Origin of the sequence: Variovorax sp. RKNM96 (assembly GCF_017161115.1) — a bacterium.
In the GTDB taxonomy this organism is placed as follows: domain Bacteria; phylum Pseudomonadota; class Gammaproteobacteria; order Burkholderiales; family Burkholderiaceae_C; genus Variovorax.
The window spans coordinates 1,003,645-1,027,105 of sequence record NZ_CP046508.1; the positions used below are offsets into that span (position 1 = coordinate 1,003,645).

At 65.2% G+C, this 23,461-nt stretch carries 25 protein-coding genes; 8 read left to right on the forward strand and 17 right to left on the reverse strand.

Annotation, left to right across the window (positions count from 1 at the left end; genetic code table 11):
• Positions 1-116 precede the first annotated feature (116 nt).
• The gene (locus GNX71_RS04555; protein ID WP_206177221.1) at positions 117-1,133 is read left to right on the forward strand and encodes a tripartite tricarboxylate transporter substrate binding protein; all 1,017 of its coding nucleotides are present in this window, start codon (positions 117-119) and stop codon (positions 1,131-1,133) included.
• 36 nt (positions 1,134-1,169) lie between these two features.
• Here the strand turns inward: GNX71_RS04555 and GNX71_RS04560 are convergent, their stop codons facing one another.
• From GNX71_RS04560 to GNX71_RS04570, 3 genes are all read right to left on the reverse strand, one after another.
• Complete coding sequence (locus tag GNX71_RS04560; protein WP_206177222.1) at positions 1,170-2,000, reverse strand: TorF family putative porin; 831 nt, start codon at positions 1,998-2,000, stop codon at positions 1,170-1,172.
• 129 nt (positions 2,001-2,129) lie between these two features.
• On the reverse strand, positions 2,130-2,558 hold the full coding sequence (locus GNX71_RS04565) for a DoxX family protein (RefSeq protein ID WP_206177223.1): 429 nt from the start codon (positions 2,556-2,558) through the stop codon (positions 2,130-2,132).
• A 129-nt stretch (positions 2,559-2,687) separates the two neighbouring features.
• Positions 2,688-3,608, reverse strand: coding sequence for an EamA family transporter (locus tag GNX71_RS04570; protein WP_206177224.1), 921 nt, complete (start codon positions 3,606-3,608; stop codon positions 2,688-2,690).
• Between the two features lie 130 nt (positions 3,609-3,738).
• On the opposite strand from GNX71_RS04570, the gene GNX71_RS04575 reads away from it, so the two are divergent.
• Both GNX71_RS04575 and GNX71_RS04580 read left to right on the forward strand, forming a co-directional pair.
• Positions 3,739-4,941 (forward strand): amidohydrolase family protein, encoded by a 1,203-nt coding sequence (locus GNX71_RS04575; RefSeq protein WP_206177225.1) that lies wholly within the window; start codon positions 3,739-3,741, stop codon positions 4,939-4,941.
• Positions 4,942-4,992: 51 nt separating this feature from the next.
• Positions 4,993-6,636 (forward strand): CocE/NonD family hydrolase, encoded by a 1,644-nt coding sequence (locus GNX71_RS04580; protein ID WP_206177226.1) that lies wholly within the window; start codon positions 4,993-4,995, stop codon positions 6,634-6,636.
• Between the two features lie 23 nt (positions 6,637-6,659).
• Here GNX71_RS04580 and GNX71_RS04585 read toward each other — a convergent pair whose 3' ends face one another.
• On the reverse strand, positions 6,660-7,277 hold the full coding sequence (locus GNX71_RS04585; RefSeq protein ID WP_206177227.1) for a TetR/AcrR family transcriptional regulator: 618 nt from the start codon (positions 7,275-7,277) through the stop codon (positions 6,660-6,662).
• Positions 7,278-7,385: 108 nt separating this feature from the next.
• On the opposite strand from GNX71_RS04585, the gene GNX71_RS04590 reads away from it, so the two are divergent.
• Entirely contained in the window at positions 7,386-8,417 is a 1,032-nt protein-coding gene (locus tag GNX71_RS04590) for a saccharopine dehydrogenase NADP-binding domain-containing protein (protein WP_206177228.1), read from the forward strand.
• A gap of 19 nt (positions 8,418-8,436) precedes the next feature.
• Here the strand turns inward: GNX71_RS04590 and GNX71_RS04595 are convergent, their stop codons facing one another.
• Positions 8,437-10,086 carry a patatin-like phospholipase family protein gene (locus GNX71_RS04595; protein ID WP_241027158.1) on the reverse strand — a complete coding sequence of 550 codons (1,650 nt, stop codon included), beginning with the start codon at positions 10,084-10,086 and terminating at the stop codon, positions 8,437-8,439.
• A 232-nt stretch (positions 10,087-10,318) separates the two neighbouring features.
• On the opposite strand from GNX71_RS04595, the gene GNX71_RS04600 reads away from it, so the two are divergent.
• Both GNX71_RS04600 and GNX71_RS04605 read left to right on the forward strand, forming a co-directional pair.
• Positions 10,319-11,086 carry a hypothetical protein gene (locus tag GNX71_RS04600; RefSeq protein WP_206177230.1) on the forward strand — a complete coding sequence of 256 codons (768 nt, stop codon included), beginning with the start codon at positions 10,319-10,321 and terminating at the stop codon, positions 11,084-11,086.
• 49 nt (positions 11,087-11,135) lie between these two features.
• Positions 11,136-11,414, forward strand: a complete 279-nt coding sequence (locus GNX71_RS04605) for a hypothetical protein (protein ID WP_206177231.1) — start codon at positions 11,136-11,138, stop codon at positions 11,412-11,414.
• Here GNX71_RS04605 and GNX71_RS04610 read toward each other — a convergent pair.
• From GNX71_RS04610 to GNX71_RS04630, 5 genes are all read right to left on the reverse strand, one after another.
• Entirely contained in the window at positions 11,398-12,024 is a 627-nt protein-coding gene (locus GNX71_RS04610) for a DUF1579 family protein (RefSeq protein ID WP_206177232.1), read from the reverse strand. The genes GNX71_RS04605 and GNX71_RS04610 overlap by 17 nt on opposite strands.
• Positions 12,025-12,095: 71 nt before the next feature.
• Positions 12,096-12,737 (reverse strand): DUF5701 family protein, encoded by a 642-nt coding sequence (locus tag GNX71_RS04615; protein ID WP_206177233.1) that lies wholly within the window; start codon positions 12,735-12,737, stop codon positions 12,096-12,098.
• Between the two features lie 100 nt (positions 12,738-12,837).
• A complete protein-coding gene (locus GNX71_RS04620) occupies positions 12,838-13,575 on the reverse strand; it encodes an ABC transporter substrate-binding protein (RefSeq protein ID WP_206177234.1) in 738 nt (245 codons plus the stop codon).
• A gap of 8 nt (positions 13,576-13,583) precedes the next feature.
• On the reverse strand, positions 13,584-14,630 hold the full coding sequence (locus GNX71_RS04625) for an Ldh family oxidoreductase (protein ID WP_206177235.1): 1,047 nt from the start codon (positions 14,628-14,630) through the stop codon (positions 13,584-13,586).
• A gap of 34 nt (positions 14,631-14,664) precedes the next feature.
• Entirely contained in the window at positions 14,665-15,684 is a 1,020-nt protein-coding gene (locus GNX71_RS04630; RefSeq protein ID WP_206177236.1) for a tripartite tricarboxylate transporter substrate binding protein, read from the reverse strand.
• Positions 15,685-15,820: 136 nt separating this feature from the next.
• On the opposite strand from GNX71_RS04630, the gene GNX71_RS04635 reads away from it, so the two are divergent.
• Entirely contained in the window at positions 15,821-16,756 is a 936-nt protein-coding gene (locus GNX71_RS04635) for a LysR family transcriptional regulator (protein WP_206177237.1), read from the forward strand.
• A 195-nt stretch (positions 16,757-16,951) separates the two neighbouring features.
• Positions 16,952-17,170 (forward strand): hypothetical protein, encoded by a 219-nt coding sequence (locus GNX71_RS33475; RefSeq protein ID WP_241027159.1) that lies wholly within the window; start codon positions 16,952-16,954, stop codon positions 17,168-17,170.
• Between the two features lie 3 nt (positions 17,171-17,173).
• Here GNX71_RS33475 and GNX71_RS04645 read toward each other — a convergent pair whose 3' ends face one another.
• The 7 genes from GNX71_RS04645 to GNX71_RS04675 all read right to left on the reverse strand — a co-directional run bounded on the left by GNX71_RS04645 (position 17,174) and on the right by GNX71_RS04675 (position 23,402).
• Positions 17,174-18,166, reverse strand: coding sequence for a TIGR03571 family LLM class oxidoreductase (locus GNX71_RS04645; protein ID WP_206177238.1), 993 nt, complete (start codon positions 18,164-18,166; stop codon positions 17,174-17,176).
• The gene (locus tag GNX71_RS04650; RefSeq protein ID WP_206177239.1) at positions 18,163-18,507 is read right to left on the reverse strand and encodes an adenylate cyclase; all 345 of its coding nucleotides are present in this window, start codon (positions 18,505-18,507) and stop codon (positions 18,163-18,165) included. The genes GNX71_RS04645 and GNX71_RS04650 overlap by 4 nt, the downstream gene beginning before the upstream one ends.
• A 19-nt stretch (positions 18,508-18,526) precedes the next feature.
• Positions 18,527-19,348 (reverse strand): 2,5-didehydrogluconate reductase DkgB, encoded by an 822-nt coding sequence (gene dkgB / locus GNX71_RS04655; RefSeq protein ID WP_206177240.1) that lies wholly within the window; start codon positions 19,346-19,348, stop codon positions 18,527-18,529.
• A 53-nt stretch (positions 19,349-19,401) separates the two neighbouring features.
• Positions 19,402-20,604 carry an MFS transporter gene (locus GNX71_RS04660; protein WP_206177241.1) on the reverse strand — a complete coding sequence of 401 codons (1,203 nt, stop codon included), beginning with the start codon at positions 20,602-20,604 and terminating at the stop codon, positions 19,402-19,404.
• 95 nt (positions 20,605-20,699) lie between these two features.
• Positions 20,700-21,485, reverse strand: a complete 786-nt coding sequence (locus tag GNX71_RS04665) for a nuclease-related domain-containing protein (RefSeq protein WP_206177242.1) — start codon at positions 21,483-21,485, stop codon at positions 20,700-20,702.
• 65 nt (positions 21,486-21,550) lie between these two features.
• On the reverse strand, positions 21,551-22,756 hold the full coding sequence (locus tag GNX71_RS04670; protein ID WP_206177243.1) for an XRE family transcriptional regulator: 1,206 nt from the start codon (positions 22,754-22,756) through the stop codon (positions 21,551-21,553).
• Positions 22,737-23,402 carry a hypothetical protein gene (locus tag GNX71_RS04675; RefSeq protein ID WP_206177244.1) on the reverse strand — a complete coding sequence of 222 codons (666 nt, stop codon included), beginning with the start codon at positions 23,400-23,402 and terminating at the stop codon, positions 22,737-22,739. The genes GNX71_RS04670 and GNX71_RS04675 overlap by 20 nt, the downstream gene beginning before the upstream one ends.
• Positions 23,403-23,461: the final 59 nt, after the last annotated feature.

Genomic DNA, 23,461 nt, shown 5'->3' on the forward strand with positions numbered 1-23,461 from the left:
AGCGGGTGCGATGCGCGTGTGGCGCGGTGCATAAGCTCATGGGGAAACGGGCATGAGCCGCGCGCCACAATCCGCTTTTGCATCCTCTGCACCGCCCGCCTCGCAGAAAGACAGTCATGGCCCATTCTCCGTCCTCTCTCTTCTCCCTGTTCTCACGCCGTTCGCTGCTCCTGGCCACGGCCTTGTGCGCCGCCGCAACGCCCACCGCCTTCGCCCAGCACGACTGGCCGCAGCAGCCCGTCACGCTGATCATGGGTTTTCCGGCGGGCTCGGGCGTCGATGTGGTCGCCCGCACCATCCAGGAGCCGCTGGCCAAGCAGCTGGGCCGGCCGGTCATCATCGACTACCGCTCGGGCGCCGCCGGCAACATCGCCAGCGAATACGTGGCGCATTCGAAGCCCGACGGCTACACGCTCTCGTTCGGCACCGCGGCCACGCATGGCAGCAATGCCGCGCTCTACAAGAAGCTGCCTTTCGACGTGGAGACCGATTTCGTGCCAGTGGCGCCGGTGCTCGACGTATCGAACGTGCTCACCATCAATTCGAGCGTGATCGACGTGAAGACGCTGAAGGAGTTCGTCGATCTCGTCAAGGCCAACCCCGGCAAGTACAACTATGCGTCCACGGGCAATGGCGCGGGCACGCACATGGCGTTTGCCGAATTCAATTCACGCCTGGGGCTGGACATGGTGCACGTGCCCTACAAGGGCGGCCCCGAGGCCATCACCTCGGTGGTGCGCGGAGAGACCTGCTGCATCATGAACCAGGTGCAGACGGTGCTGCCGCACTACAAGGCGGGCAAGGTGCGACTGCTGGGCGTGACCACGGCCAAGCCGGTGGCGGCGGTGAAGGAAGTGCCGACCATCGCCTCCAGCGGCGTGCCGGGCACCAAGGGTTTCGACAGCTCGATCTGGTTCGGCATCTTCGCGCCCAAGGGCACGGATCCGCAGATCGTGGACAAGCTCAATGCCGCGGTGAAGGCGGTGCTCGAGCAGCCCGAGATCCGCGAGAAGTTCGAGGCGCAGGGGAACACCATCCGCATCGAGTCGCCTGCGCAGTTCAAGAAGACCGTGCATGAGAACCGCGTGAAGTGGGCGGAGGTGGCGAAGGCTGCGAATATCAGCATCGACTGATGGGTGCGGCCGGTGCCCGTGCGCTGACGGATCGGCCTACAGCGTCTTCGTCAGCGTGACGATGAAGCGCGCCTTGTTGGGCGAATAGGTCTCGCGCCCGAAGGTGCCGAAGCCGAAGTCCACGCCCGGGTTGCTCACTGCCGTGTACGCGCTCTTCTTGTTCGCGCCCTGCACCGAGCCGGCCAGCGAGAGGCCGTTGCCGAAGTCGTACGAGGCGCCCACGTTGTAGTCGACGTAGTTCTTGTAGCCCAGGCTGCGGATGTCGCTCGACATGTTCGTGTAGCCCACGGCCGCCTTCAGCGTGAGCTTGGGCGCGATCTCCTTGCTGTAGGCCAGGTTCAGGTAGCCCGTGTTGGTGCCCTTCAGGCCCGATCCGGCCTTGTTGCCCGCGTAGCCGAAGTAGTCCTTCGACACCGTGTGCGAGTACTTCAGCGTGAACGAGCCGATCGCTTCGTTCGTGTAGCCCGCGCTGCCGTAGAGCTCGGTCGTGTTGCCCGACGAGTTGCCGGGGTAGATGTAGGTGAGCGCACCCACGTCCATGTCGAGCGGGCCGGCCTTGAACTTGTAGCCGCCGTAGACATCGCTCTCCAGGCTGTTGCCCTTGAGCCAGTTGACGCTCGAATTCCAGTTGCCCACATAGAAGCCGCTCTCGCCGAAGGCGTAGTCCAGGCCACCCTGGATGGCGGGCTTGAAGCCGCTGGTCTTGGCGTAGTCGTTGCGGCCCAGCATGTCCTGGTCCTGGCCACGGAACTTGTAGTTGCTGGTGAGCGCGACGTTGCCGGTGAGCTGCGCGCTCGCGAGCATCGGCAAAGCGGCGAGGGTGGGAAGAACGAGCACCGGCAGGGCGATGCGGAGAAGGTGTTTCATCGAAAGAAATCGCTAACGGATGGAGGAGCCGGCAGCGTAGGAGGAGGCGTCTAAAAGCCGTGTAAAAAATGAAGGCTCCGGCGCAAAAGTTTTGATCGCGCATGAGCCACGGCTCGAACGCGAGGCCGCCTAGTCTCGTTGCGGACCAGTCATCGGAAGCAGCGCGCGGACGGTGCCATGCCGCAGGTACAGCGATGCCCAGGCGGCGACTCCCAGCAAGAGGCTGACGATCTGCGGCGGCGAGCCCATCTCGCCCATGCGCAAGTGCGTGCAGATGGCGCCGCCCAGGAATCCCGTCAGCAGGATTGCGCCGAGCACGCTGGTTCTGGGGATCGCATAGAGAACGGTGCTGATGGCAAGGATGCCTCCGACGACGACCGAGAGCCCGGTTGGGAAGCCGGTTTCCTCCATGTTCTTTGCAAGAAGATGCGGCGCGAAGAGCGACACGCCCGCGTCGGCGAGCAAGGCCAGCACCACCAGGGCGCCGAGGATGCGGCCGGTCCAGAGTGCGGCGCGCGAGGGGTTGTTCAGGTCGGAAATCATGGTCGTCGTGTTCATTGAAATCGGTGAAAGGATCGCTGCTTGCGCATCGAAGGCAACGCATGGCGGTCCGCGTCGTTGTCCTGCTTCCACTTACGCCATGGGTTTCCGAACGGACGCATCCGCGCGAAAAAAAGCGTGCGGGCGCTATGTCTGACGGTGCGCGGGCATCGTCATCGCGACCACGCCCGCCACGATGCAAGCGAGCCCGATCCACGCAGTGGGCGAGAGCGTTTCGCCGAGGAACACCACGCCGATCGTCACGCCAATGGGCACGCGCAGGTACGCCTGCGCGGCGGTGGACATCGGCCCGAGCGTCCTGATCAGGCGGAAATAGATGGTGAAGGCGAGAGCGGTCGACACCACGGCCAGCGCCAGCACCGCCATCACCGATGCAGCCGAAGGCGCGAGCGTCCACGGCCTGTCGATCACGATGCTCGCGGGCAGCAGCATCGCCGCTCCGCTCAACAGCGAGCCCGCGGCCGGCACCATCGGATCCAGCCCCTTGAACACGCGGCCGAACATCGCGGCGCAGCCATAGCAGACGGCCGCCGCCACCAGCCCGATCTGCGCGAGCAGCGAATGCCCGAGGCCGTGCAGCGCCTCGAAGCCCACGATCAGGCAGATGCCCGCCAGCCCTGCGCCCACGCCGAACAGCCGGCGCAGCGTGGGCTTGTCCGCGCCGCCCATGCAGAGGCCCAGCAGGAAGATGAAGATCGGCGAGGTCGAGTTGAGGATGGTCGCGAGCCCGGCATCGACGCTGCGCTCGGCCCACGCAATGAGCGTGAACGGCAGCACGCTGTTCAGGCACGCCTGCAGCGCGAAGCGCCCCCACATCGCGGGCTCGGTCGGCAGCTTCACGCCGCGCATGCGCAGCACCGCGAGCAGCAGCAGGCCGGCGACAGGCGTCCGTGCCGCGATCAGCGTGACGGGCGGCAGCGTCTGCACACCGACCTTGATGAAGGTGTACGAGGCGCCCCAGCAGGTCGCGAGCACTGCGAGCAGCGCCCATTCGAAGGCGAGGTTGGGGCGGGGCTTGACGGCGGTATCGAGTGTGGTCGTGTGCATGGTGCGCCGATCATCGCGAGCGGGCGCCACGAACACTTCGGCCTGGAGCGAATCGTGTGCGGTGATGACCACGCGCCCGAATCTGGGTACGCTGCTCACGACAACCTGTCGACGCTTTTCAAAAAGAACCATGCCCACGCTCCTGATCCGCAACGTTCGCCCCCTGGGCGCCTCCCCCGTCGACGTGCTGGTGCGCGACGGCCGCATCTCCGAAATCGGCGCCACGCTGTCCGCGCCCGCCGATGCAACGGTGGAAGAAGGCGGCGGCGCCTTGCTGCTCCCCGGCCTCGTCGAAGGCCACACGCACCTCGACAAGACGATGTGGGGCATGGACTGGTATCGCAACGAAGTCGGCACGAACCTCATCGACAAGATCGAGAACGAGCGGGCCTTTCGCCATGCGAGTGGCCATGACGCAGCGGCGCAGTCGCTGGTGCTCGCCAAGGCCTTCCTTGCGCTGGGCACCACGCGGCTTCGCACGCATGTCGATGTCGACACGCAGGCGGGCCTGCGCCACCTCGAGGGCACGCTGCGCACGCGCGACGTGTTGCGAGATCTGCAGCAGATCCAGATCGTCGCGTTCCCGCAGTCCGGCCTGCTCGGCCGCCCCGGCACCGCCGAGCTGCTCGACCAATCGCTCGCGCTCGGCGCCGACGTGCTCGGCGGCCTCGACCCTTGCGCCATCGACGGCGACCCGGTGAAGTCGCTCGATGTGCTCTTCGGCATCGCCGACAAGCACCAGCGGCCCATCGACATCCACCTGCACGAGCCGGGCGCCATGGGCGCGTTCTCGCTCGACCTGATCCTGCAGCGCACCGAGGCGCTGGGCATGCAGGGCAAGGTCGCCGTGAGCCACGGCTTCTGCCTCGGCGACGTGGCCGAACGCGAGCGCGAGACGCTGCTCGCGCGCATGGCGAGGCTCGGCGTGGTGCTCGTCACCAGTGCCCCGCCGTCCCGCAGCGTGCCGCCGCTCATGGCCTGCCGGCAGGCGGGCGTGACGGTGGTCGGCGGCAACGACGGCATCCGCGATGCATGGACGCCCTACGGCAACCCCGACATGCTGGAGCGCGCGATGCTCATCGGCCTGCGCTACAACCTGCGCCGCGACGACGAGGTCGAAGTGGCGCTCGACACCGTCACCCACGCGGGCGCGCGCGGCTGCGGCTTCGAGGCCTATGGGCTCGTGCCGGGCAACCGCGCGGACCTGGTGCTGGTCGATGCGCAGACCGTGGCGCATGCGGTGGTGTCGCGTCCGGTTCGCAGGCTGGTGGTGGCGGGTGGGCGGGTTGTCGCGCGCGATGGCACGCTGGAGGCCGGGATAGCATCGTTGTAGGGGCATGCGGAGCGCGTGTTTCGATCACCGGAAAAATTGGAGGGAGTTCTCTTGAAGCAAAGTCTTTTCGGAGCGTTTCTGCTCGGCGTCTGCATGGCCGCATCGGCGCAGACCCCATGGCCCAGCTACATCGGCGATCTGCCGCGCGCCGTTTCCGAAAGCTCCGTGGCCGCCGAGCTGCCGCCGCAGGTGACCGCATCGGCAGAAGAGGACACCACCGCGCCGGCCGAGGTCGCGCAATGGAGCGGCATCTGGCGCGGATGGGCGTGCCGCACGGCGGGCTGCGATGTCAAGATCGCCATCCGCGATCTCTCCACCACCGGCGCGACCGTGACCTATGCGGGCGCCAGCCCGCTGCAGACCGTGGTCGAAGAAGCCCCCGGCCGCTTCGAGAACGACGAACTCCAGGTCCAGCTCAAGACCGGCGCCAAGCTGGTGCTGCGCTTGCGCAAGGACGGCGACATGGAGCTCGGCATCTGGCGGCCGGAAACCCAGCTCCTGTCCGCGGGCGTGCTGTCGCGCCGCCCGCCCGCGTATGTGCGACGCGTCGAATGGCTGGACACGCCGTTCACGGAAAACGGCAAGCCGGTGAAGCTCGAGATGATCATCCACCGACCCGAAGGCGAGGGGCCCTTTCCCACGCTCGTCATGAACCACGGCTCGACAGGCATGGGCAATCGCCCGGAGTGGTTCAAGCTGACCTGGGTCAGCCCCGAGGTGAGCGCGTTCTTCGTCGCGCGCGGCTGGCAGGTCATCTATCCGCAGCGCCGCGGGCGGGGCCACTCCGAGGGGCTGTATGACGAGGGCTTCGAGAAGGATCGCTCGCGCTATTCATGCCAGGCCTCGCTCTCGATGCCCGGTGTCGAGCGCGCACTGGCCGACCTGCAAGTGGCCATGACGCACATCCGGCAACGCAGCGATGTGGACGCCAGGCGCATCGTGATCGGCGGCGTGTCGCGCGGCGGCATCCTCGCCACGGCCTACGCGGGTCTTCATCCGCAGGAGGAGGTGGGCGTCATCAACTTCGTTGGCGGCTGGATCGGCGCGGGGTGCCCGGATGCGGTCAAGGTGAATGGCGAACTGTTCAAGCGCGCGGCCGCCTTTCCGCAGCCGACGCTCTGGCTGTACGGTGAGGGAGATCCGTACTACCCGATTGCGCACAGCAGGGGCAACTTCAAGGCATTCCAGGCAGCCGGTGGAAAGGGGACGTTCGACGTCCTCATGCCACCGAGGGGCTCGACGGCCACGGCACCTACACCGTGCAACGCCTGTGGGGCGCGGCCGTGGATTCCTACCTGGGCGCGCTCAGGTAGGCAAAGCGAGCGCGGCACGGGCTTGTGGGGCCCGGCCTCCAGTGCATGCGCGGCCCTCGCTGACACGCTGCTGCAGCGAGCGGTGCAACCATCGACTCCGATTCAACATTTGGAGGAACACCCCATGAACAAGACCCTGATCGCCCTGGCCACTTCGCTCACCTTGCTCGCGGCCGGCACGGCCAATGCGCAGATCGGCAAGGCCGCCTCCGAGGCAACCGATGCCGCGCAGCACAAGATCGACGAGAAGCAGGCCGACAGCAAGGCCAAGAAGAGCGGCCCGGTCGGCAAGGCGGTGAACAACGTCAAGTCGGGCTATCACAAGAATCGCGCGAAGAGCTCGGCCGACAAGGCCAAGCAGTCGCTGAAGAACGCGGGCTAAATAAAGAAAGAGCAGCGCGCGCTCTATTCCTGTTCCTGCGCAAGACGCAGCAGCGCGAGGCCGGCCGGGACGAACGACCGCACGGGCCCCTTCTTGCCCGTCAGGTGCCCGTTCATGTAGGCCCCATCGAAAAGCAGTCCCAACTGGTCCGCCAGTTCGGCGGGCTTGCGAATGCCCGCTTGCTTCGCCAGCGCGGCGAGGCGGCGGTGCAGTTCGAGCTTGTGCCGCGTGGTGATGGCGCGCGCCGGATGCGCGGCATCCGGGAATTCCGTGGCCACGTTGAGGAACGGGCAGCCGCGGTAGGTCGGCTTGAGGATGTGGTTGGCGATCCAGCGGATGTGCCCCTCCAACTCGGCCAGCGGATCGCCCTTCGCCTTGTCGGCCACGCTGTCCCAATCGCGCCAGTACTCGGCGTCTTCCTGTTCGAGGAACGCGACGACAAGGTCGTCCTTGGTCGTGAAATGCCGGTAGAGGCTGGTCTTCGCCACGCCTGATCGCTCGACCACCAGGTCGACACCGACGGCCCTCACACCTTCCCGATAGAACAGCGCCGCCGCCGTTTCGAGAATGCGCGCCCGCGCGACGGAGGGGCTGCGTTCGCTGGCGACTGCTTCGGTGGTCGCGACCGTGCGTGTGTTCATGCCGGCAGTTTACCTTGACACGCTACAGATCTGTACTCTAAGCTCGGCGCCGAGGAGTACAGATCTGTAGCGTTGTGCCGCGGATGGCTCTGCATCAGAGGAAATCCGGTGACACCCAATCAATCCGTTGTCGTCTATGGTGCCTATGGGCATACCGGGCGCTTCGTCGTTTCCGAGCTGCGCAGGCGCGGCTGGATGCCGATCCTGTCAGGCCGCGATGCCGGCAGGCTCGATGCGCTCGCGACCGAATACGCGGGCCTCGAGATCCGCCCCGCATCGGTCGACGACCCGGCCGCGCTCGACCGCGCATTGAAGGGCGCAGCGGCAGTCATCAATTGCGCGGGCCCCTTCGCCAGCACGGCCGGGCCGGTGATCGAAGCGGCATTGCGCGCACGCATTCCGTACCTCGACGTCGCGGCCGAGGTCGAAGCCAACATCGACACCTTCGCGCTGTACGACGACCGCGCACGCGAAGCAGGCGTCGTTGCCGTGCATGCCATGGCCTTCTATGGCGGGCTGGGCGACCTGCTCGCCACCGCGGCCATGGGCGACTGGACATCGGCCGACGAAATCTCCATCGCCTACGGCCTGGACAGCTGGCTGCCGACCGCCGGCACCCTTGTTGCGGGCCAGGTCTCCAGGCAGCGCCGCGACGGCCGCCGCGTCGTCTTCGCGAACGGAAAGATCGCGTACACGACGGGCACTGCGCCGGTCGTCGAATGGGAATTTCCCGCGCCCGTGGGCAGGCAGCAGGCCGTCTCCGAATTCACCATGGCCGACACGGTGACGATCTCGCGCCACATCCAGGTGCCCGAGATCCGTTCGTACATGACGCTCGCGGCCGTCAAGGACCTGACCGATCCGAGCCAGAAGGCGCCGACGGCCAGCGACGCGAGCGGCCGGTCGTCGCAGACCTTCGTGGTCGAGGTGATCGCGCGGCGCGGCGGCGAAGAGCGCAGGGCCGTCGCGAGCGGGCGGGACATCTATGCATTCACCGCACCGCTCGTGGTCGAGGCGTTGACGCGGGTGGTCGGCGGGCAGGTCGCGACACCCGGCGTGTTGACCGCCGGCCAGGCCTTCGATGCGCGCGACTTCCTCGCGTCGCTCGGTCCGGAATTCCTGTCGCTGGAACTCCGGTAAGGCACGCCGCGCCCCCGCATCACTGGGCGTCGGGTGCCCTCATGAAACCCCAGGACATCGGTTCGTCCGCCGCGTAGTCCAGCGTGACGCCCACCGCGATCGGATCGGGTTGGCCGTTGCTGCCGCGACCGATCACGAAGGGCGAGATCGCGTCCGGATTCGTGAGATGGACCCGCGCGAACTTGGCCTTGCACTGGATGAACCACCAACCGAGTTCTTCGGTCGAGATCAGGCTCCAGAGCTGGCTCGGTTTGCCGACGGGATCTTTCTTTTCCATGGTGATCACCGGCGCCGGCGATGGCACCGGGGCATCCGCGAGCGTGAGGACGATGTCGCTCGACAGCTGCGCCTGCAGATACCACCAGCCCGGGTTTTCCTCGGAAGGAACGAACTGCCACAGCTGGTTGGCCAGCGAGTGCGGCGCCGTGTGCTTCTCGTAGAAGATGACGGGGGTGCCCGGGGCTGTTTCCTCCTTGTACACGTCCAGCACCAGGCCCGATTCCTTGTGCTGGATGAAGAAGAACTCGCCGTGGCCGGGTGTCGCACCCGGCGCCGCTTTCGCTGTTGCAGCCTTGGGTTTGGAAGGCACGGAAGCAGGCGTCTTCACACCGCCGGTGTTGGGCGGCGGGGAGATGGTGGTGTGGATGGGAGGGCGGCTGTTCGGCCAGTAGTCCCGCAGCAGCGCCTGCGCTTTCTCGAAGTTCTCGGGGTCACCGGTTTCCCCGTGCCGCTGGAGCAGGTTGATGGCCTGTGGGCTGGTGGAGTTCTCGGGAATGAAGCAGGGCAGGCGTGGGTTGATGTTCACGTAGCGGTCGCCCAGCAGCATCTTGCAGAGCCTGGGCATCATGTTGGCCGAGGTGCCGTTCAGGCACATGTCCAGGATCGGCGAAGGCTGCGTCTGGTTCATGAGGAACGGCGGCGTGTTGTCGAACGGATTGCCATCGCCGTTCATCCACTGCTTGGCGCCCCAGTTGGCCGTGTCGCTGGCGAGCCAGTCGGGCATGAGGCCGGTGCCGATGGTGATGGCCACGATCTTCTCGAGCGGCACGCCGTTGTGCACCGCCAGGCAGATTGCCGCGAGTGTCGGGTCGTGGTTGAAGAACGCGCCATCGACATTGCCTTCCACCGAACCGAGCTGGCCGGGCATCGCGCCGCTGGAGCATGCGGCGATGGCTATCGGCGTGCTGCTGTTTCCGTCCAGGCCGCTTTTCTGGTCCTGCTCGGTGCCCAGCAGGTTGGTGAACATGAGCGTGTCCCAGGGCTTGGGCACCACGCGGCCGTCGGGGTTCGTCTCGAGCGCACCGACATTGAACGACACGAGCAGCACATCCTTCCCCGCCTGGGAAACGGGCGTGTCTCCATGCAACTGCTCCTGCGAATAGAGCACGTCGATCATGGGATAGGCCGGCGCGTCCGGCTTGTCGTTCATGTTGTTGTAGAAGCCGATCTCGGAGCCCGTGAACAGCTCGATGAGCCCTTGCGGCTTCGTGCCGGCCAGCAGTTCGCTGGTGATGATCGAGCCGGTCGAGCAGCCCGCAAGCATCGTGGTTTGATTGATCAGCGTGTCGTACGGCGGTTGCGACAACCGCTTGAGAATGGTCGCCGACATGAGACCGCGAATGCCGCCGCCGACGAACGAGAGGATGGTGAATGTCTGATTGGGATCCACGGTTGACTCCTGATTGAGTGAAGCAGATGGTCCTCCCTGAGCGCGCAGTGTCTTCGCCATGAAGATTGACCGTCTACGCGTGAAATCCCGTTCAGCAGAACAGCGTAATTCCAAGTCGTGCGCAATAGATGGGTGACTCGCAGAGGCATCGCGAAGGCGCCGCGAAGATAAGAAAATGGACCTCGAATCCGCAACCGAACCGCATCCATCGCACACCCCGATCCACACGCTCATGACAACCGAAAGTCAGCACGCCCGCTCGCAGGGTCTTCTCACTTCCTGCTTCAGAAGCGGCGATGCCATGCGCAGCCGCAGCGTGAGCGGCATCGTGCGCACGGGCGTGGTCGACGTGCCCATGCCGCCTGCGCGCCTCGTGGCCGATTGGGAGCGGGACATCGCCTCGCAACTGCAACTGGAGCCCGGCGACGTCGAGCCGCTGCCCCTTGCACGTGCGCGTGCGCGCTGGCCCGACCACCAACGCTGCGTGCAGGCCGCGTCCGATTGGGCGCGCACGCTCGGCCTCTCCGAAGTGCTTTCCGAAAGCGACATCGCCCTCATGGCCTGCCGCGGCGCGAGATACCACCACGACGGCGCGCAGTACGGCGGCGCGGCCTTCTGCAATCTCTTTGTGAGCGAGGACAAGGGGCTCGATGTGCACTTCCCCGGCACGGGCGATCGCATTCCGCTCGTAAGGGGCACGGTGCTGCTCTTCGACACCGGCCAGCCCCACGCGGTGATCCGGCGCGGCAGCAGTGGTTTCGATGCCGGCGATTTCGCGACGGGGTACGACGTCACGCAGGTGTTCCTCACCTGGGAGCTCCCCATCGAGAACGCGCATGTGGCGCGCGCATTGCTGATCGCGTTCGACACCGACCCCTCGGCCGCGTCACGGCTCGATGAAGAACAGGTCTTGTGGCGCGGCGCGCCGGCCAGTGTGTGCCCGGCTTCCGGCCGGTGGATTCACGACGATGTTGTTACTCCACGCTGCGCGCCTGCGTGAATAGAGTCGTCTCACGGCGCCATTCGCAGCGCGCCACGAGGAGTCGGCAATGAACATCATCGGAACGCACGGCGGCGCAGTGGATACCGCGCCCTCTCAGTCTTTCGCCCGCGTCGCGCAGGCGCTCGAAATTCATCGAAGCATCGTTGCGTGCCATGCGCACATCGCGCGCGGCCAGGGTGTTCACGCGCACACGGCGGCGTGGATGCTGCCCTGCTACCGGGCCGAATTCCATCGCGTGGCGCTGGCGCTCACCAAGGCAGAGGAGGGCGCGCTGAGGCATGCCCTGGAGACGATGACGCGCCCCTCGATCACGGCACGCGCGTGAACACCATCCGGTCCGCCAGCACTTCGCTGCCGCCCGGCGGCGTGAAGTAGATCTCGAACACATGCCGGTTCTCGCTCTCGATGCGAATCACCGTGCGCATCGGGATGTTCTTGCCCACGTTCGCTTCGCCCGTGATCCCGAGGTCGGTGAACTGGCCCTTCATGTCGATGGCCTGGCCGCTCACGCTCGGCCCGCTGCCGTTGCGCGCCTGGTAGGCCATGAGTGTCGGCGTGAAGTTGTCCGCCGTCACCCACTCGTAGCGCTGGTCCATGTTGTTGTAGCCGAGGAAGCCCGCGCGAAAGTACGGCTGGCCGTTGAAGCTTCCCTGCGTCACGTCATGCAGGAAGCGCCCGTCGCCGATCCACTCGCGCCGGGTCGTCATGCCCTCGCCGCGCGCGGGCTTGTCGGGCGTGCCGATGGCGACGAAGAGGCTCTTCTCGACCTTCCATGTGCCGGCAAGCGGTTGCAATGCGCGCTGCCCGGCGCCCGGTTGCGCGCGCTGCACCATGGGCGGCAGTGATTGCGGAGGCGGGTCGGCGGCCATCGCACAAAGGGATGCAGTGCCCGCGAGCAATGCGACGAGGAAACCGGCGGCGTGGGTGGTGCGCATGGGGTGTGTTCCTTCAGGGCGGCCGCGATCCTCGCACACAGCGCCGTGCTTGTCCCCGAGGTCCAAGGTTCCTATTCGGGAACAGCCAGAACAACGACTCCCGGCGACCGGCCACCGCACGTAGCGAAGCCGAGCCATGTATGCGGGTTGCCTTCCCAACACCAGCCCAGCTTCGGCTGCTTGTTGCTGAGCCAGAGCGCCGGCACGCGCTTGTCGTCGCCGCGCGAGCCCAGCATCATGAAGCAGCGGTTGGGCTGCAGGAACTCGGGGTACTGCGTCAGCAACGCGATGCCCTCTTCGAGCGTGAGCGGGGTCCTGCCTTCGGCCGCGATCCGCTCCTGCGCTTCTTTCGGCACCGCATTGAGCGAGCTGTTGCCCCGGTCGACATCGAGCAGCAGATAGGCGTGCCCTGACGGCAATGCCAGCGACGGGATCGGCTTGAAGAAATCAGGCGTGCGGGGAAAGAGCCGCTCGATCGCCGGACGGCCGTCGCGCACGACGAGTGGCAAGGTCTTGTCCGCCGGTGCCGCGGCGCAGTGCACGACCAGCAGGCAACCGACGGTCCCCTCTGCCACGTCCATTGCCGGTGCCTCTGCGGGCACATGGGCGCGCAACGCATCGAGGCGCTCGCGGAATTCGCCGGGTGTGCAGCCGAGCATCGCCGGATACCCGAGTGCCACCAACCGCTCGACTTGTTCTTCGAAGGCTTTCAACGCGTCTCCTCTTTTCTTGAAGGGGCGCCATTCTGTTGCATCGAAGGCCGGCGTCCGCGACAAGGCCGTGCGCCGCGGACGGTCTCTCTTTGGCGGGTCTCTATCTGGCGGGCGCGACCAGCGCTCCCTCGATGCCATGCCGCGCCATCGCATCGGCAACGAACCCCGTCGCCTTCATTTCCTCCACGAAGCCGCTCAGGAAATTCGCGGCCTCCATGCCCCGGCTGCGCGGCAGCCCCATCGCCTGCTGGATCACCATGAATCGCCCCGGCAGCAGCCGCAGCCCCGGCAGCCGCGCCGCATCCGCGGCCAGTTGCTGGCGCACGCCTGCGGCAACTTCGACTTCCTGCGCAATGAATTCGTCGACCACCGTCGGCGATGTGTTCGCACGCACGATCGCGGCCCGCCGAAGCTCGCGGCTCAGTAACAGGTCATACGCACTGCCCTTGCCGACCATGATGCGCACGCCTTCGGCATCGACCTCTTCGTTGGCCCGAATGGCCGAGCCGTCGCGCACGAGGTAAGCCCCTTCGATCAGGATGTACGGCGCCGTGAACAGCAGGCCTTCGCCGCGCAGCGGATCGACCGCGAAGAACCCCACGTCCGCCTCTTCCCCGGTCACGGCCGCGACCGACTTGCCCGCGGCGTCGAACACCACGGGCTGCAGTTCGGCGCCGAGACGCCTGGCCAGTTCGTTCGCGAGGTCGACCGAGACGCCCCGCGCCCGGTTGTTGTCGGCGTCCCAGTTCGCAAGGATCGGGTTGCCGAGATTGATCGATGCGCGCAGCACGCCGGTGGGCATGAGCGCCGAGCGGATGGCGTTGTCGATGGTTGTCATCGCCGTGCTCATGCGTTGGCCGCGTGCTGTTCGAGCAATGCGCGCACGGCCGGGTCCAGCGCGAGGCCATCGCGCCGATGGCGCGCGAGGTTGTCCAGCTCGATCTCGCCGGGCACCAGCACCGGGCGCGCCGCATCGGCTGGCGGGCTGTCGTGCAGGATCGCCGCGAAGTCGTTCATGCGCTCGGCCAGCCACGCGTTGGAGCCCAGGCGCTGCGTGTCGATGAGGATGAAGAAGTGCCCCAGGTTCTGCGGCTCGTCGGGCGCATCGACCCACGACTTCACATGCGTGAGGTAGGCCGCGCCCGAGAGCAGGCCCGCGAACATGTCCACGATCAGCGCGAGGCCGTAGCCCTTGTGCCCGCCGATCGGCAACAGGAAGCCGTCGAGCGCCGCGGCCGGGTCCGTCGTCGCGCGGCCGGCCTTGTCGGTGGCCCAGGTGTCGGGGATCGCCTCGCCGCGCTTGAGCGCGTTGCGGATCTTCGCGCGGGCCACCACGCTGATGGCCATGTCCAGCATGAACGGCCGCCCGCCTGGGTTCGGCACGCCGAAGCCGACCGGGCTGTTGCCCAGGCGCGCATCGCTGCCGCCCCATGGCGCGATCGTCGTGGTGGCATTGCTGCCGATGATGCTTGCGAAGCCCGCCTCCGCCGCGATGAGCGAGTAGGGCGAGACCGGCCCGAAATGGTTGCTGCCCCGAGCAAAGGCCACGCCCACGCCCGTCTGTTTTGCCGTGGCCATGGCCGCTTCGAGCGCGCGCATGCCCACCAGCGGCCCGACGCCGTTGTCGCCATCGACGCGCACCAGCGCCGGCGCCACCTGCTCGACCGTGATGAGCGGCCGCGCCTTGATGCCCTTGACGGCCAGCCGCTCGCCGTAAGACTCGATGCGGCTCAGGCCATGGGTGGAAAGTCCGAAGAGGTCGGCCGTGACGAGGATGCGCGCCACGTCGCGCGCATCGTTCTCTTCGAGGCCCAGGCCCGTGAAGGCCTTGGTGCCGAGCGCCATCAGCTCGGATTCGCTGAGCGTGATTTTTTCTGCGGTGATGCTGTTCATGTTGTCGTTGCGTTGATGTCGAATGGGATTCAGGTCACTCGGCCTTCAGGCCGGCCTTGCGCACCACGGTGCTCCACCGCTCGCGCTCGGTCTTGATGAACTTCGCGAAGTCCGCGGGGCTCATCGGCGAGGCGGTGCTGCCTTCTTCCTCGAGGCGCGCACGCACTGCGGGAACGTTCAGCGCCTTGACGGCCGCGTCGTGCAGCCGCGCGACGATGTCGGGCGGCGTGTGGGCGGGCGCGAGGATGCCGAACCATTGCGAGCTGTCGAACCCCGGATAGCCGAGCTCGGCCACCGTGGGCACGTTCGGCAGCGCCGGCAGACGCTGCGGCGAACCGCTCGCGATGATCTTGAGCTTGCCCGCCTTCGCCTGCGCCACGAACCCCGGCGGCCCCGCGGAGGCCGCGTCGGTGTTGCCGGCCAGGAGGTCGTTGAGTTGCGCGCCGGTGCCCTTGTAGGGCACGTGCGTGACGTCGATGCCGGTCGTGACCTTCAGCATCTCGAACGCCAGGTGGCCCGCGCTGCCGTTGCCCGCGGAGCCGTAGTTCAGCTTGCCGGGCTGCGCCTTGGCCAGCGCGACGAATTCGGCCAGCGTCTGCGCCGGCACCTTGGCCCCGACCGCGAACACCATCGGCACCTTGGCCAGCAGCACGACGGGCGAGAAGTCTTCGTCGCGATAGGGCAGCTTGGCGAACATCGCCGGGTTGACCGCCAGCGTGCCCACGTGGCCCAGCACCACGTTGTACCCATCGGGCGCGGCACGCGCCACCTCCTGCATGGCGATGATTCCCGACGCGCCCGCCTTGTTGTCGATGACCACGGCCTGCCCGAGCGTCTTGCCCATTTCGTTGGCGAGCAGCCGCGCGATCACGTCGGAGCTACCGCCGGGGCCGTAGGGCACGACCAGGCGCACGGGCCGTTCGGGCCAGGCGGCGTGGGCCAGCGGCGCGACAGCCGTCATCACGGCGATGGACGCCAACCCGATCACGCGGCGCGCAATGGGCAGAAGAAGCGGGCGCCGAGGGCGATGGCCCACGCGGATCGAAATACGCATTCATGTCTCCTTGTTGTTCATGCAGCGCTACGTTGCGATTGCTGCTGCTGCTGCTGCTGCGACTCAGGGCTGAATGATCGTGACGACCGCTCCCGGTGTAAATTGCAAATATTCGCTCTACTCTTGCAGCCAACGCATGAATTTCGATCTCGCGGACCTCCGCGCCTTCCTGTCGGTGGCCGACTTCGCGAGCTTTCGTGCGGCCTCCGACAACCTGCACCTGTCGCAGTCGGCGCTGTCCCGCCGCATCGACAAGCTCGAGGCGGCTCTGGGCGTCAAGCTCTTCAGCCGCACCACGCGCAAGGTCGAACTCACGACCGTCGGGCGCGCCTTCGTGCCCAAGGCGCGCAACGTGATGCGCGAGCTCGAAGACGCGCTCGTTGGCATCAAGGACACGACCGAGCGCATCTCGGGGCAGGTCACCATCGCCTGCGTGCCCTCGGCGGTCGGCTACTTCCTGCCGGTGGCCATCAAGCGCTTCCACACCGCCTACCCGAAGGTGCGCATCCGCCTCATCGACGAGTCCTCCGCGGAAATCCTCGTGGCCGTTGCGCGGGGCGATGCCGACTTCGGCCTCACCTACATCGGCACGCAGGAATCGGACATCGACTTCGAGCCGCTGCTCGAGGAGCGCTTCGTCGTCGCCTGCCCCGCCGGCCATCCGCTGGCGAAGCACAAGCGGGTGACGTGGGCCGAGTTGTCGGCGCACGAGTACGTCACCATCGCGCAGGGCAGCGGCAACCGCTTTCTCATCGACCAGGCGCTCAGCCATGTGGAGAACAAGCCGCAGTGGATCTGCGAAGTGCGGCATGTGCCGGCGCTGGTGAGCCTGGTCGAAGCGGGCCTCGGCCTTGGCGTGGTGCCGCGCCTGGCGATGCCGCCCAAGGGGCATTCGGGGTTGATCAGCATCCCGCTCGAAGACCCGAAGGTCAGCCGCGTGATCGGCCTCATCAAGCGGCGCGGCCGCGAGCTGATGCCGGCCGCGCGGCTCTTTCACGACATGCTGCTGCAGGCCCGCCGCGACAAGCCCACCGCAGCCGCGCCGGCCCGCAAGAGACCGGCCAGCCGCTGAGGTTCCACCCCGCATCCGACGCACTTAAACTGCGCCCATGAAAAGCACCGGGGACGCTCCACGCATCCTGCAGCCCGTCGTGGAGCTGCGGGGGAGGGCACCACGTTCGCCTATTCCGTGCGGGCGCCCCGCTCCAAGGGCGTGATACCCCCGAGCTCCTACAAGGACGGCGGCTTTTCCACCCTCGCAGATTGCTTGAGCGATGTGGCCAGGGCGCTCGGCGGGGACTTCAAGCGCATCTACGTGCGCCTCGACGGCCACTGCGTCGGCGAGCGCGACATCGTCGAGTTGCACGCGGCGCCCGAGCAGGTCGCGGCCGAATTGAAGACCGAATGCGATGCGCTGAACGCGATGCTCATCAAGCCGGCCACCATCACCGCGCACAAAAAGACCGGGCCGGTGGCGGCCGAGTAGGTGTCAGGAAGCGACGGCCGCGACGGCGTCGTCTTCTTCCGACTGCTGCGTGCCCGCCTCCGCATGGAACACCGGCAGCACGAACTGCGCAATCTCTTCCATCGTCTCCGCAATCGGCCGCCGATTGCGCCGCAGATGCAGCCCCACATGCTGCACACCCGCAGCATGCAACGCGGCCAGTTCCGCGACGAGCGCGTTGCGCCCCATGCGCCCGCCGAAGCGATAGCGCTCCAGCGGCGCATCGGCATCGTCCGCCAGGTCGAGGTGGATGAAGCTCACATACGGCTTGTGTTCGCCCGCCAGCGCACGCCATTGCGCCGAACGCCGCGCATGGTCTTCCGGCGTGCCGGGGTAGGCGAGGCAACCGTCCATGTGCGTGCCGATCCAGTCGGGCGTTTGCTGTGCGAGGCCGGCCACCAGCAGCGGCAGCGGGTTCTGTTGCGGACGCGGCAGCAGTTCGATGCCATCAGGCAACGCAGCCGCACCCCAGTCGCGCACCATCGCCACCTGTTCGCGAAAGCGCTCGCCGCGCGAGGCGTAGTCGCGCCCGAAGATCGGGTACTCCACCGGCCGGTCGCCGCTCGCCACGCCCAGCATCAGCCGGCCGCCGCTCAAGTGGTCGACCGTGGCGGCCGACTTCAGCGTGAGCACCGGTTCGCGCAGCGGCAGCACCACGGCGGCGGTGCCGAGCAAGATGTGCTCGGTCACGCCCGCCAGGTAGCCCAGGTAGCTGAACACCTCGAACACCTGCGCAGCATCGCCGAAGGCCGGGTCGTACAGCGGCACGTCGCGTGCCCACAGGGCGCGAAAGCCCAGCTTGTCGGCGAGCTTCGCGAGGCGCGCGTGCTGCGCGATGTCGGGCACGCCGAAGGGGCGGCCCGCTGCGCGGCGGGCGGTGTCGCCCGCGGGTGACCAGTCGTTGTCCAGCGGCAGCTCGAGCCCGATGCTTGGGCCGCTGCCGTTGGTGGCGACCAGCCGTTGCAGCGAAGTGGTCATGGCGTAGTCACTTCGCGCAGCGTGCCCGCCATGCGCACGAACTCATGCCCGGCCGTCGTGTAGTACGAGCGCGAGTGGCCGCCTTCGAAGTCGTCGACGTGCACCACCGTGCCCTTGTCCGCCTCCTGCCACGAGAGCGCATAGAGCCCGGGGCCGATCTGCTCGGCCTGGTAGCGCACCTCGGCCGTCGCGCCCTTGAAGGGGCCGGCCGTCACTTCGTAGCGCATCGTCTGGCCGTCGGCCGCGTAGATGTTCAGCGCGGTCATCGTTTCGCCGTAGCGCACTTCGTAAGTGCGACCGACGAACGCGGGCAAGGCGGTTGCCGTGTCGTTGTTGTTCATGGCGTGGCCCATCGATCGATCAGTCCCACGCCGGCGACAGGCCGGCCGGGTCGGTGAGCCGCTCGTTGCGGTCGAGCGCGGCGATCTGCGCCATCTCGGCATCGGTCAGCTTCAGTTGCTGCGCCTTCAGGTTGCCTTCGAGGTTCGCGCGCTTGGTGGACGACGGAATCACCGCATAGCCCAGCTGCATCGCCCAGGCCAGCGTGACCTGCGCCGTGGTGGCGTTGTGCGCCTTGGCAATCGCCTCGATCACCGGGTCGGTGATGACCTTGCCGTAGGCCAGCGTCATGTACGAGGTGATGTGGATGCCCTGACTCCTGGCGAACTCCGCCACCTTGCGGTTTTGCAGGTATGGGTGCAGCTCGACCTGGTTGGTGGCGATGTTCTCCGCGCCCACGGCCGCAATCGCTTCCTTCATCAGCGCGATGTTGAAGTTCGACACGCCGATGCGCTTGGTGAGCCCCAGCGCCTTGGCTTCGGCCAGCGCGCCCATGAACTCGGCGACGGGCACCGCGTTGCCGGGCGAGGGCCAGTGGATCAGCGTCAGGTCGACATGATCGGTGCGCAGCTTCGCGAGGCTGTCCTTCAGGCTAGTCACCAGCTTGGCCTTGGCGTAGTTGTCGGTCCAGATCTTGGTGGTGATGAAGAGGTCTTTGCGCGCCACGCCGCTTTCGGCAATCGCCTGGCCCACTTCGGCTTCGTTGCCGTAGATCTGTGCGGTGTCGATGACGCGGTAGCCCACGTCCAGGCCGTTCTTTACCGAGTCGATGACCACCTGACCCTTCAGGCGGAAGGTGCCGAGGCCGAAGGCAGGGATGGTGGCGTTGTTCGTCGTTGTCATGGTGTTGTCCTTGTGCGTTGAAAAAAGAAAGAGAAAGAAATCCGATCAATCGATCAGTGACCGACCGGCACCGGCCCCGAAGCGCGCACCGGAATCCCGGCACGGCGGTCCAGCGTGCCGCTCCACTGCGTGAGGGCCAGCGAGACCAGCACCACCAGCGCGCCGATCCATGGCGTGTGCATGAGGCCCAGGTGCGTCACGATCAGGCCGCCGGCCCAGGCTGCGAGGGCAATGCCCAGGTTGAAGGCCGCGATGTTCAGGCCCGAGGCCACGTCCACCGCCTGCGGCGTGAAGCGTTCGGCTTGCTTCACCACATACACCTGCAGGCCCGGCACGTTGCCGAAGGCGACCGCGCCCCACATCAGCACCGCCACCAGCGCGAGCCACTTGTGCGGCGCCGCGAAGTTGAAGATCAACAAGACGGCGGCCAGCAGCGCGAAGATGATCTTCAGCGCCGGAATCGGCCCCATGCGGTCGGCCAGCTTGCCGCCCCAGATGTTGCCCACCGCCACCGACACACCGTACACCAGCATCACCCAGCCGACAGCGCCGGCGCTGAAGCCCGACACGTCCGTGAGGATCGGCGCGAGAAAGGTGAACGGAATGAACGAGCCGCCGTAGCCGATCGCCGTCTTGGCATACACCAGCAACAGGCGCGGCTCGGCCAGCACCTTGGCCTGCTGCGCGAGCGAAGCCGGCGCCGTGTGGCGGATGTTGTTGGGAATGAAGATCCAGCTGCCGACGAAGGCAATCACGCCCAGCGCGGACACGGCCAGAAAGGTCTCGCGCCAGCCGAAGTGCTGCCCGATGAACGTGCCCAGCGGTACGCCCGTGACCAGCGCCACCGTGAGCCCGGTGAACATGATCGCGATGGCGCTCGCCGCCTTTTCCTTGGGCACCAGGCCCGTGGCAATGGTCGAGCCGATTGAGAAGAACACCCCGTGCGCCAGACCCGTGAGGATGCGCGCGGCCACCAGCGATTCATAGCTCGGTGCCTTCCACGCCAGCAGATTGCCGACCGTGAACAGCGCCATGAGCCCGAGCAGCAGCGCCTTGCGCGGCAGCTTGCCCGTGAGGGCAGTGAGCACCGGCGCGCCGATGGCGACGCCCAGCGCGTAGAGGCTGACCAACAGGCCCGCCGAGGGCAGGCTGATGGCGAGGTCAGTAGCGACCGTGGGGATGAGGCCAACGATGACGAACTCGGTCGTCCCGATGGCGAAGGCGCTGAGGGTCAGCGCGAGCAAGGCGATTGGCATGAGGCACTCCTTCTTGGGTTAGGAGGAGTGTCTTGCGGATACCTTTGCGGATAAATGAGGTTGTGGGCAGAAGATAGTTGCTGTTGAGTCAATAGCTAGCTCGGGCTTCGCGCTCGCTCAGTCGCTCGGATGAGCCTGGAAAGATGGAAGCTGGCGAGATTGACCTCTTCGGGAGAAAGACGGGCAGGCTCGTTCTGAAGAAATGACGGTAGTGCTTTGGGCTCTAGAACCCATAGATCGCGAAAACCACCCGAGTTAGCGACGAACCATCCTGGAAAGACGATTACTGGACGCGTCTCGAATTTTCTTCCGGTGCTCTGTGATAGCAACTGCTTCAACCAACTTGCTTGAGCCTTCGCCTGAACGATGGGATCGCGGTCCGGGGCGAACGATCCAATCTTGAGAGTCAGGCCATCAAAGACCACCTCTGCATTCCCAAACGCAGGTTTGCTCCAAGTCTTTGTCTCAACGGTGAAAACTCCCGGTGGACCAATTAATACGTGGTCGACATTAAACCCATCACCCACCACGTCGTGAAAGACCTGAAATCCATTCAGGCGCAAACGCTCCAAGAATTGCCCGACAACTTTCTCTCCTTCTATTGCTTGTCGAAGGCTCCGAAGTTTGGGCAAATTTCTATATATGCGCAGTGCCGCATATCCGATCCCCAAGCCCGCACCGATGGAAAAGATGACCGGGCTTGGCGTCATATTGAAGTAGAGCCGATACCACTCTAGTCCAGCAAGGAGTACGAGGAAGAGTGCCAACATCAACGGTTGTGACACCGTGTTGTCGAGCAATTCCTCGCGTTCCTCGGCAACGGATTGCCCCGGCATACGCAATGGCTTGTCTTTGAGCGGCGAGCGTGTTTTGGATTTCATTAGGGACGTCCGCCTTCAACCAATAATCTGCCTCAAGATTCATAGACCAGCAAAGACTACGAGTTCTACTTTCTAAAAATAGACACTACCGCCGCTCGTTCGCCATTGAGTTGCTGCACCGGCTGGGTTGGCGTTCTTGTAGCTCGCAGTGTTGCCAATTCGACTACCTCTGCTGGGGTACTGAAGTAGTTATCACGCAGGCCACAGAGCTTCTCTACATCGCCAGGCGAAAACCCTAGGTAACGCGGAATGCCTTCAGTCGGTAAAACGCCTTCGTTGATAAGCAATTCCACTGTCCGTCGAAGCAGCCTCGGCACTTCCGGTTTCCACTTGTCATCCCCAGGTTCCGCCTTTGAGCCCCATCGAGCGGAGCGGCGCTTGAACAGTACGAGCTTTTCGTCATCACTGAGCAGGCCCAAGGCGTGCAGGCGCATCATCATTGCGGCAACCGACGTCCCCCAACGCTGCTTGAGGATTAGCAGATTGTCCAAATTGGGTGGCACGCGCACTTCAGTGGCGAAGGTTTCGGCGGGAAGCAATAGCGCACCAGCGAAACGGTGCGCTTGTTTTTCCATCTGGTTATAGCGGTCGCGCTCGTCTGCTCTTGGTATGTGCTTGTGTAAGACGAGATGTCCAATTTCGTGAGCCAAATCAAAGCGACTGCGGAATGCGTTGGCTTTGTCAGCCGAAAGCAGCACGATCGGATTACCCAGCAAAGGACTCCAACTGGAAAGGCCTTCGATAGCAGAAATCTCAGTCTCTTCGCGCACAACAATGATGCCTGCGCTCTCTGCTGCCAAGGCTAGATCATGGATTGGACCGTTACCTAGTTGCCAGAGCTTGCGGCATTCTTCCGCAGCTGCCTCAATGTCTGTGTCATTAATTTGCTCGGGGTCCTGGAAGTTGCGTTGAGGCAAGTTGACCTTCGGATAGTCCACATGTGCGGAAAGCAATACTGCGATTTCTTGCGCCCATTCTGTGCGTGCCTCTAGTTTGGCGCGAGCCGCTTTAAGAGCAGAAGCGTTGCTGCGAAAAAGCGGCGCAGAAACGGGCTGGAGCATAGGGCGTGTAAGCCATTCCGTCCTTACGTTGAGTGCAGATGCAAGACGCTCAAAGGTTTCCGCTTCGGGAGCCTGATCACCCTTGCACCACTTCGTAACTGTAGAGGCCGCTACGTCGACAAGGCTTGCGAGTTGGCCTTTGGTGAGGCCCCGTGCGGAAAGCGCTTGTTCAAGTCGTGCGGGTTGCAGCTCATTGATTCCCTTGGTCATCGTCGGTTTTTTTCTTTGGCTGAGCCTTGAGTTTGGGCACTGCTTTGTCAGGTTGGCCCGTTGTATTGGCTTGGTCGTAGAGTTTGATGAAGTCGGTCATGGTGCTGATATAGAGCCAAGACTTCATATCGGGGGCAGGTAAGGACACCATCACTTCTGTCAACTGAGCGATCCCGTTGCTATCGACACCGTCCATAACCCCGAGGATGAAAATGGTGCCGACTGCTACTTCGCGTGGTTGCGCAAAAAGATCCGCTTGGACGTATTTTCGGTTGATGTTGTCGTTGAGTTCTGCGAGCTTGATGCGTGTTGCGCTCCGTCGCAGATTGATCCATTTGTGTCCGGGAACGTTCAGCCGGACGATGCTGAAGATGCCCAGCCGTCCAACCACCAAGCGTGTGCCACATAGAGGGGTGGGCTCTGCTCCGTGAGTCTGCAATGCCTCATGGAACGTTTCGTTTATGAAAAAGTGCTTGTTCTGCCCGGCGATGGACGGCTTGTGCCCCGGCGCAAAAGCGGCGGAGTGCTGGCGTCCTTGGTGGTCTCCAGCGTAGTAAGCGTCCTCAAAGGCCATGAGGGCATCGCGAGGAATATTTTTAACAATGAGCTGTTCAAGCTTTTTCTTGCCTGCAGACGAAGTGCGCATGCGTAAATCCCGATGATTTGTTTCGAGTGGCGGGAATATTACATCAAAAAGTTTCGTGT

What these genes read in the sequence shown, in the direction of transcription:
- dkgB (WP_206177240.1), bottom strand. Translation starts at nt 19,348, where the DNA reads ATGACAACGACGAACAACGCCACCATCCCTGCCTTCGGCCTCGGCACC.
- GNX71_RS04610 (WP_206177232.1), bottom strand. Translation starts at nt 12,024, where the DNA reads ATGCGCACCACCCACGCCGCCGGTTTCCTCGTCGCATTGCTCGCGGGC.
- GNX71_RS04605 (WP_206177231.1), top strand. Translation starts at nt 11,136, where the DNA reads ATGAACATCATCGGAACGCACGGCGGCGCAGTGGATACCGCGCCCTCT.
- GNX71_RS04620 (WP_206177234.1), bottom strand. Translation starts at nt 13,575, where the DNA reads ATGACAACCATCGACAACGCCATCCGCTCGGCGCTCATGCCCACCGGC.
- GNX71_RS04570 (WP_206177224.1), bottom strand. Translation starts at nt 3,608, where the DNA reads ATGCACACGACCACACTCGATACCGCCGTCAAGCCCCGCCCCAACCTC.
- GNX71_RS04670 (WP_206177243.1), bottom strand. Translation starts at nt 22,756, where the DNA reads ATGACCAAGGGAATCAATGAGCTGCAACCCGCACGACTTGAACAAGCG.
- GNX71_RS04585 (WP_206177227.1), bottom strand. Translation starts at nt 7,277, where the DNA reads ATGAACACACGCACGGTCGCGACCACCGAAGCAGTCGCCAGCGAACGC.
- GNX71_RS04665 (WP_206177242.1), bottom strand. Translation starts at nt 21,485, where the DNA reads ATGAAATCCAAAACACGCTCGCCGCTCAAAGACAAGCCATTGCGTATG.
- GNX71_RS04660 (WP_206177241.1), bottom strand. Translation starts at nt 20,604, where the DNA reads ATGCCAATCGCCTTGCTCGCGCTGACCCTCAGCGCCTTCGCCATCGGG.
- GNX71_RS04575 (WP_206177225.1), top strand. Translation starts at nt 3,739, where the DNA reads ATGCCCACGCTCCTGATCCGCAACGTTCGCCCCCTGGGCGCCTCCCCC.
- GNX71_RS04555 (WP_206177221.1), top strand. Translation starts at nt 117, where the DNA reads ATGGCCCATTCTCCGTCCTCTCTCTTCTCCCTGTTCTCACGCCGTTCG.
- GNX71_RS04650 (WP_206177239.1), bottom strand. Translation starts at nt 18,507, where the DNA reads ATGAACAACAACGACACGGCAACCGCCTTGCCCGCGTTCGTCGGTCGC.
- GNX71_RS04625 (WP_206177235.1), bottom strand. Translation starts at nt 14,630, where the DNA reads ATGAACAGCATCACCGCAGAAAAAATCACGCTCAGCGAATCCGAGCTG.
- GNX71_RS04645 (WP_206177238.1), bottom strand. Translation starts at nt 18,166, where the DNA reads ATGACCACTTCGCTGCAACGGCTGGTCGCCACCAACGGCAGCGGCCCA.
- GNX71_RS04675 (WP_206177244.1), bottom strand. Translation starts at nt 23,402, where the DNA reads ATGCGCACTTCGTCTGCAGGCAAGAAAAAGCTTGAACAGCTCATTGTT.
- GNX71_RS04560 (WP_206177222.1), bottom strand. Translation starts at nt 2,000, where the DNA reads ATGAAACACCTTCTCCGCATCGCCCTGCCGGTGCTCGTTCTTCCCACC.
- GNX71_RS04600 (WP_206177230.1), top strand. Translation starts at nt 10,319, where the DNA reads ATGACAACCGAAAGTCAGCACGCCCGCTCGCAGGGTCTTCTCACTTCC.
- GNX71_RS04565 (WP_206177223.1), bottom strand. Translation starts at nt 2,558, where the DNA reads ATGAACACGACGACCATGATTTCCGACCTGAACAACCCCTCGCGCGCC.
- GNX71_RS04630 (WP_206177236.1), bottom strand. Translation starts at nt 15,684, where the DNA reads ATGCGTATTTCGATCCGCGTGGGCCATCGCCCTCGGCGCCCGCTTCTT.
- GNX71_RS04635 (WP_206177237.1), top strand. Translation starts at nt 15,821, where the DNA reads ATGAATTTCGATCTCGCGGACCTCCGCGCCTTCCTGTCGGTGGCCGAC.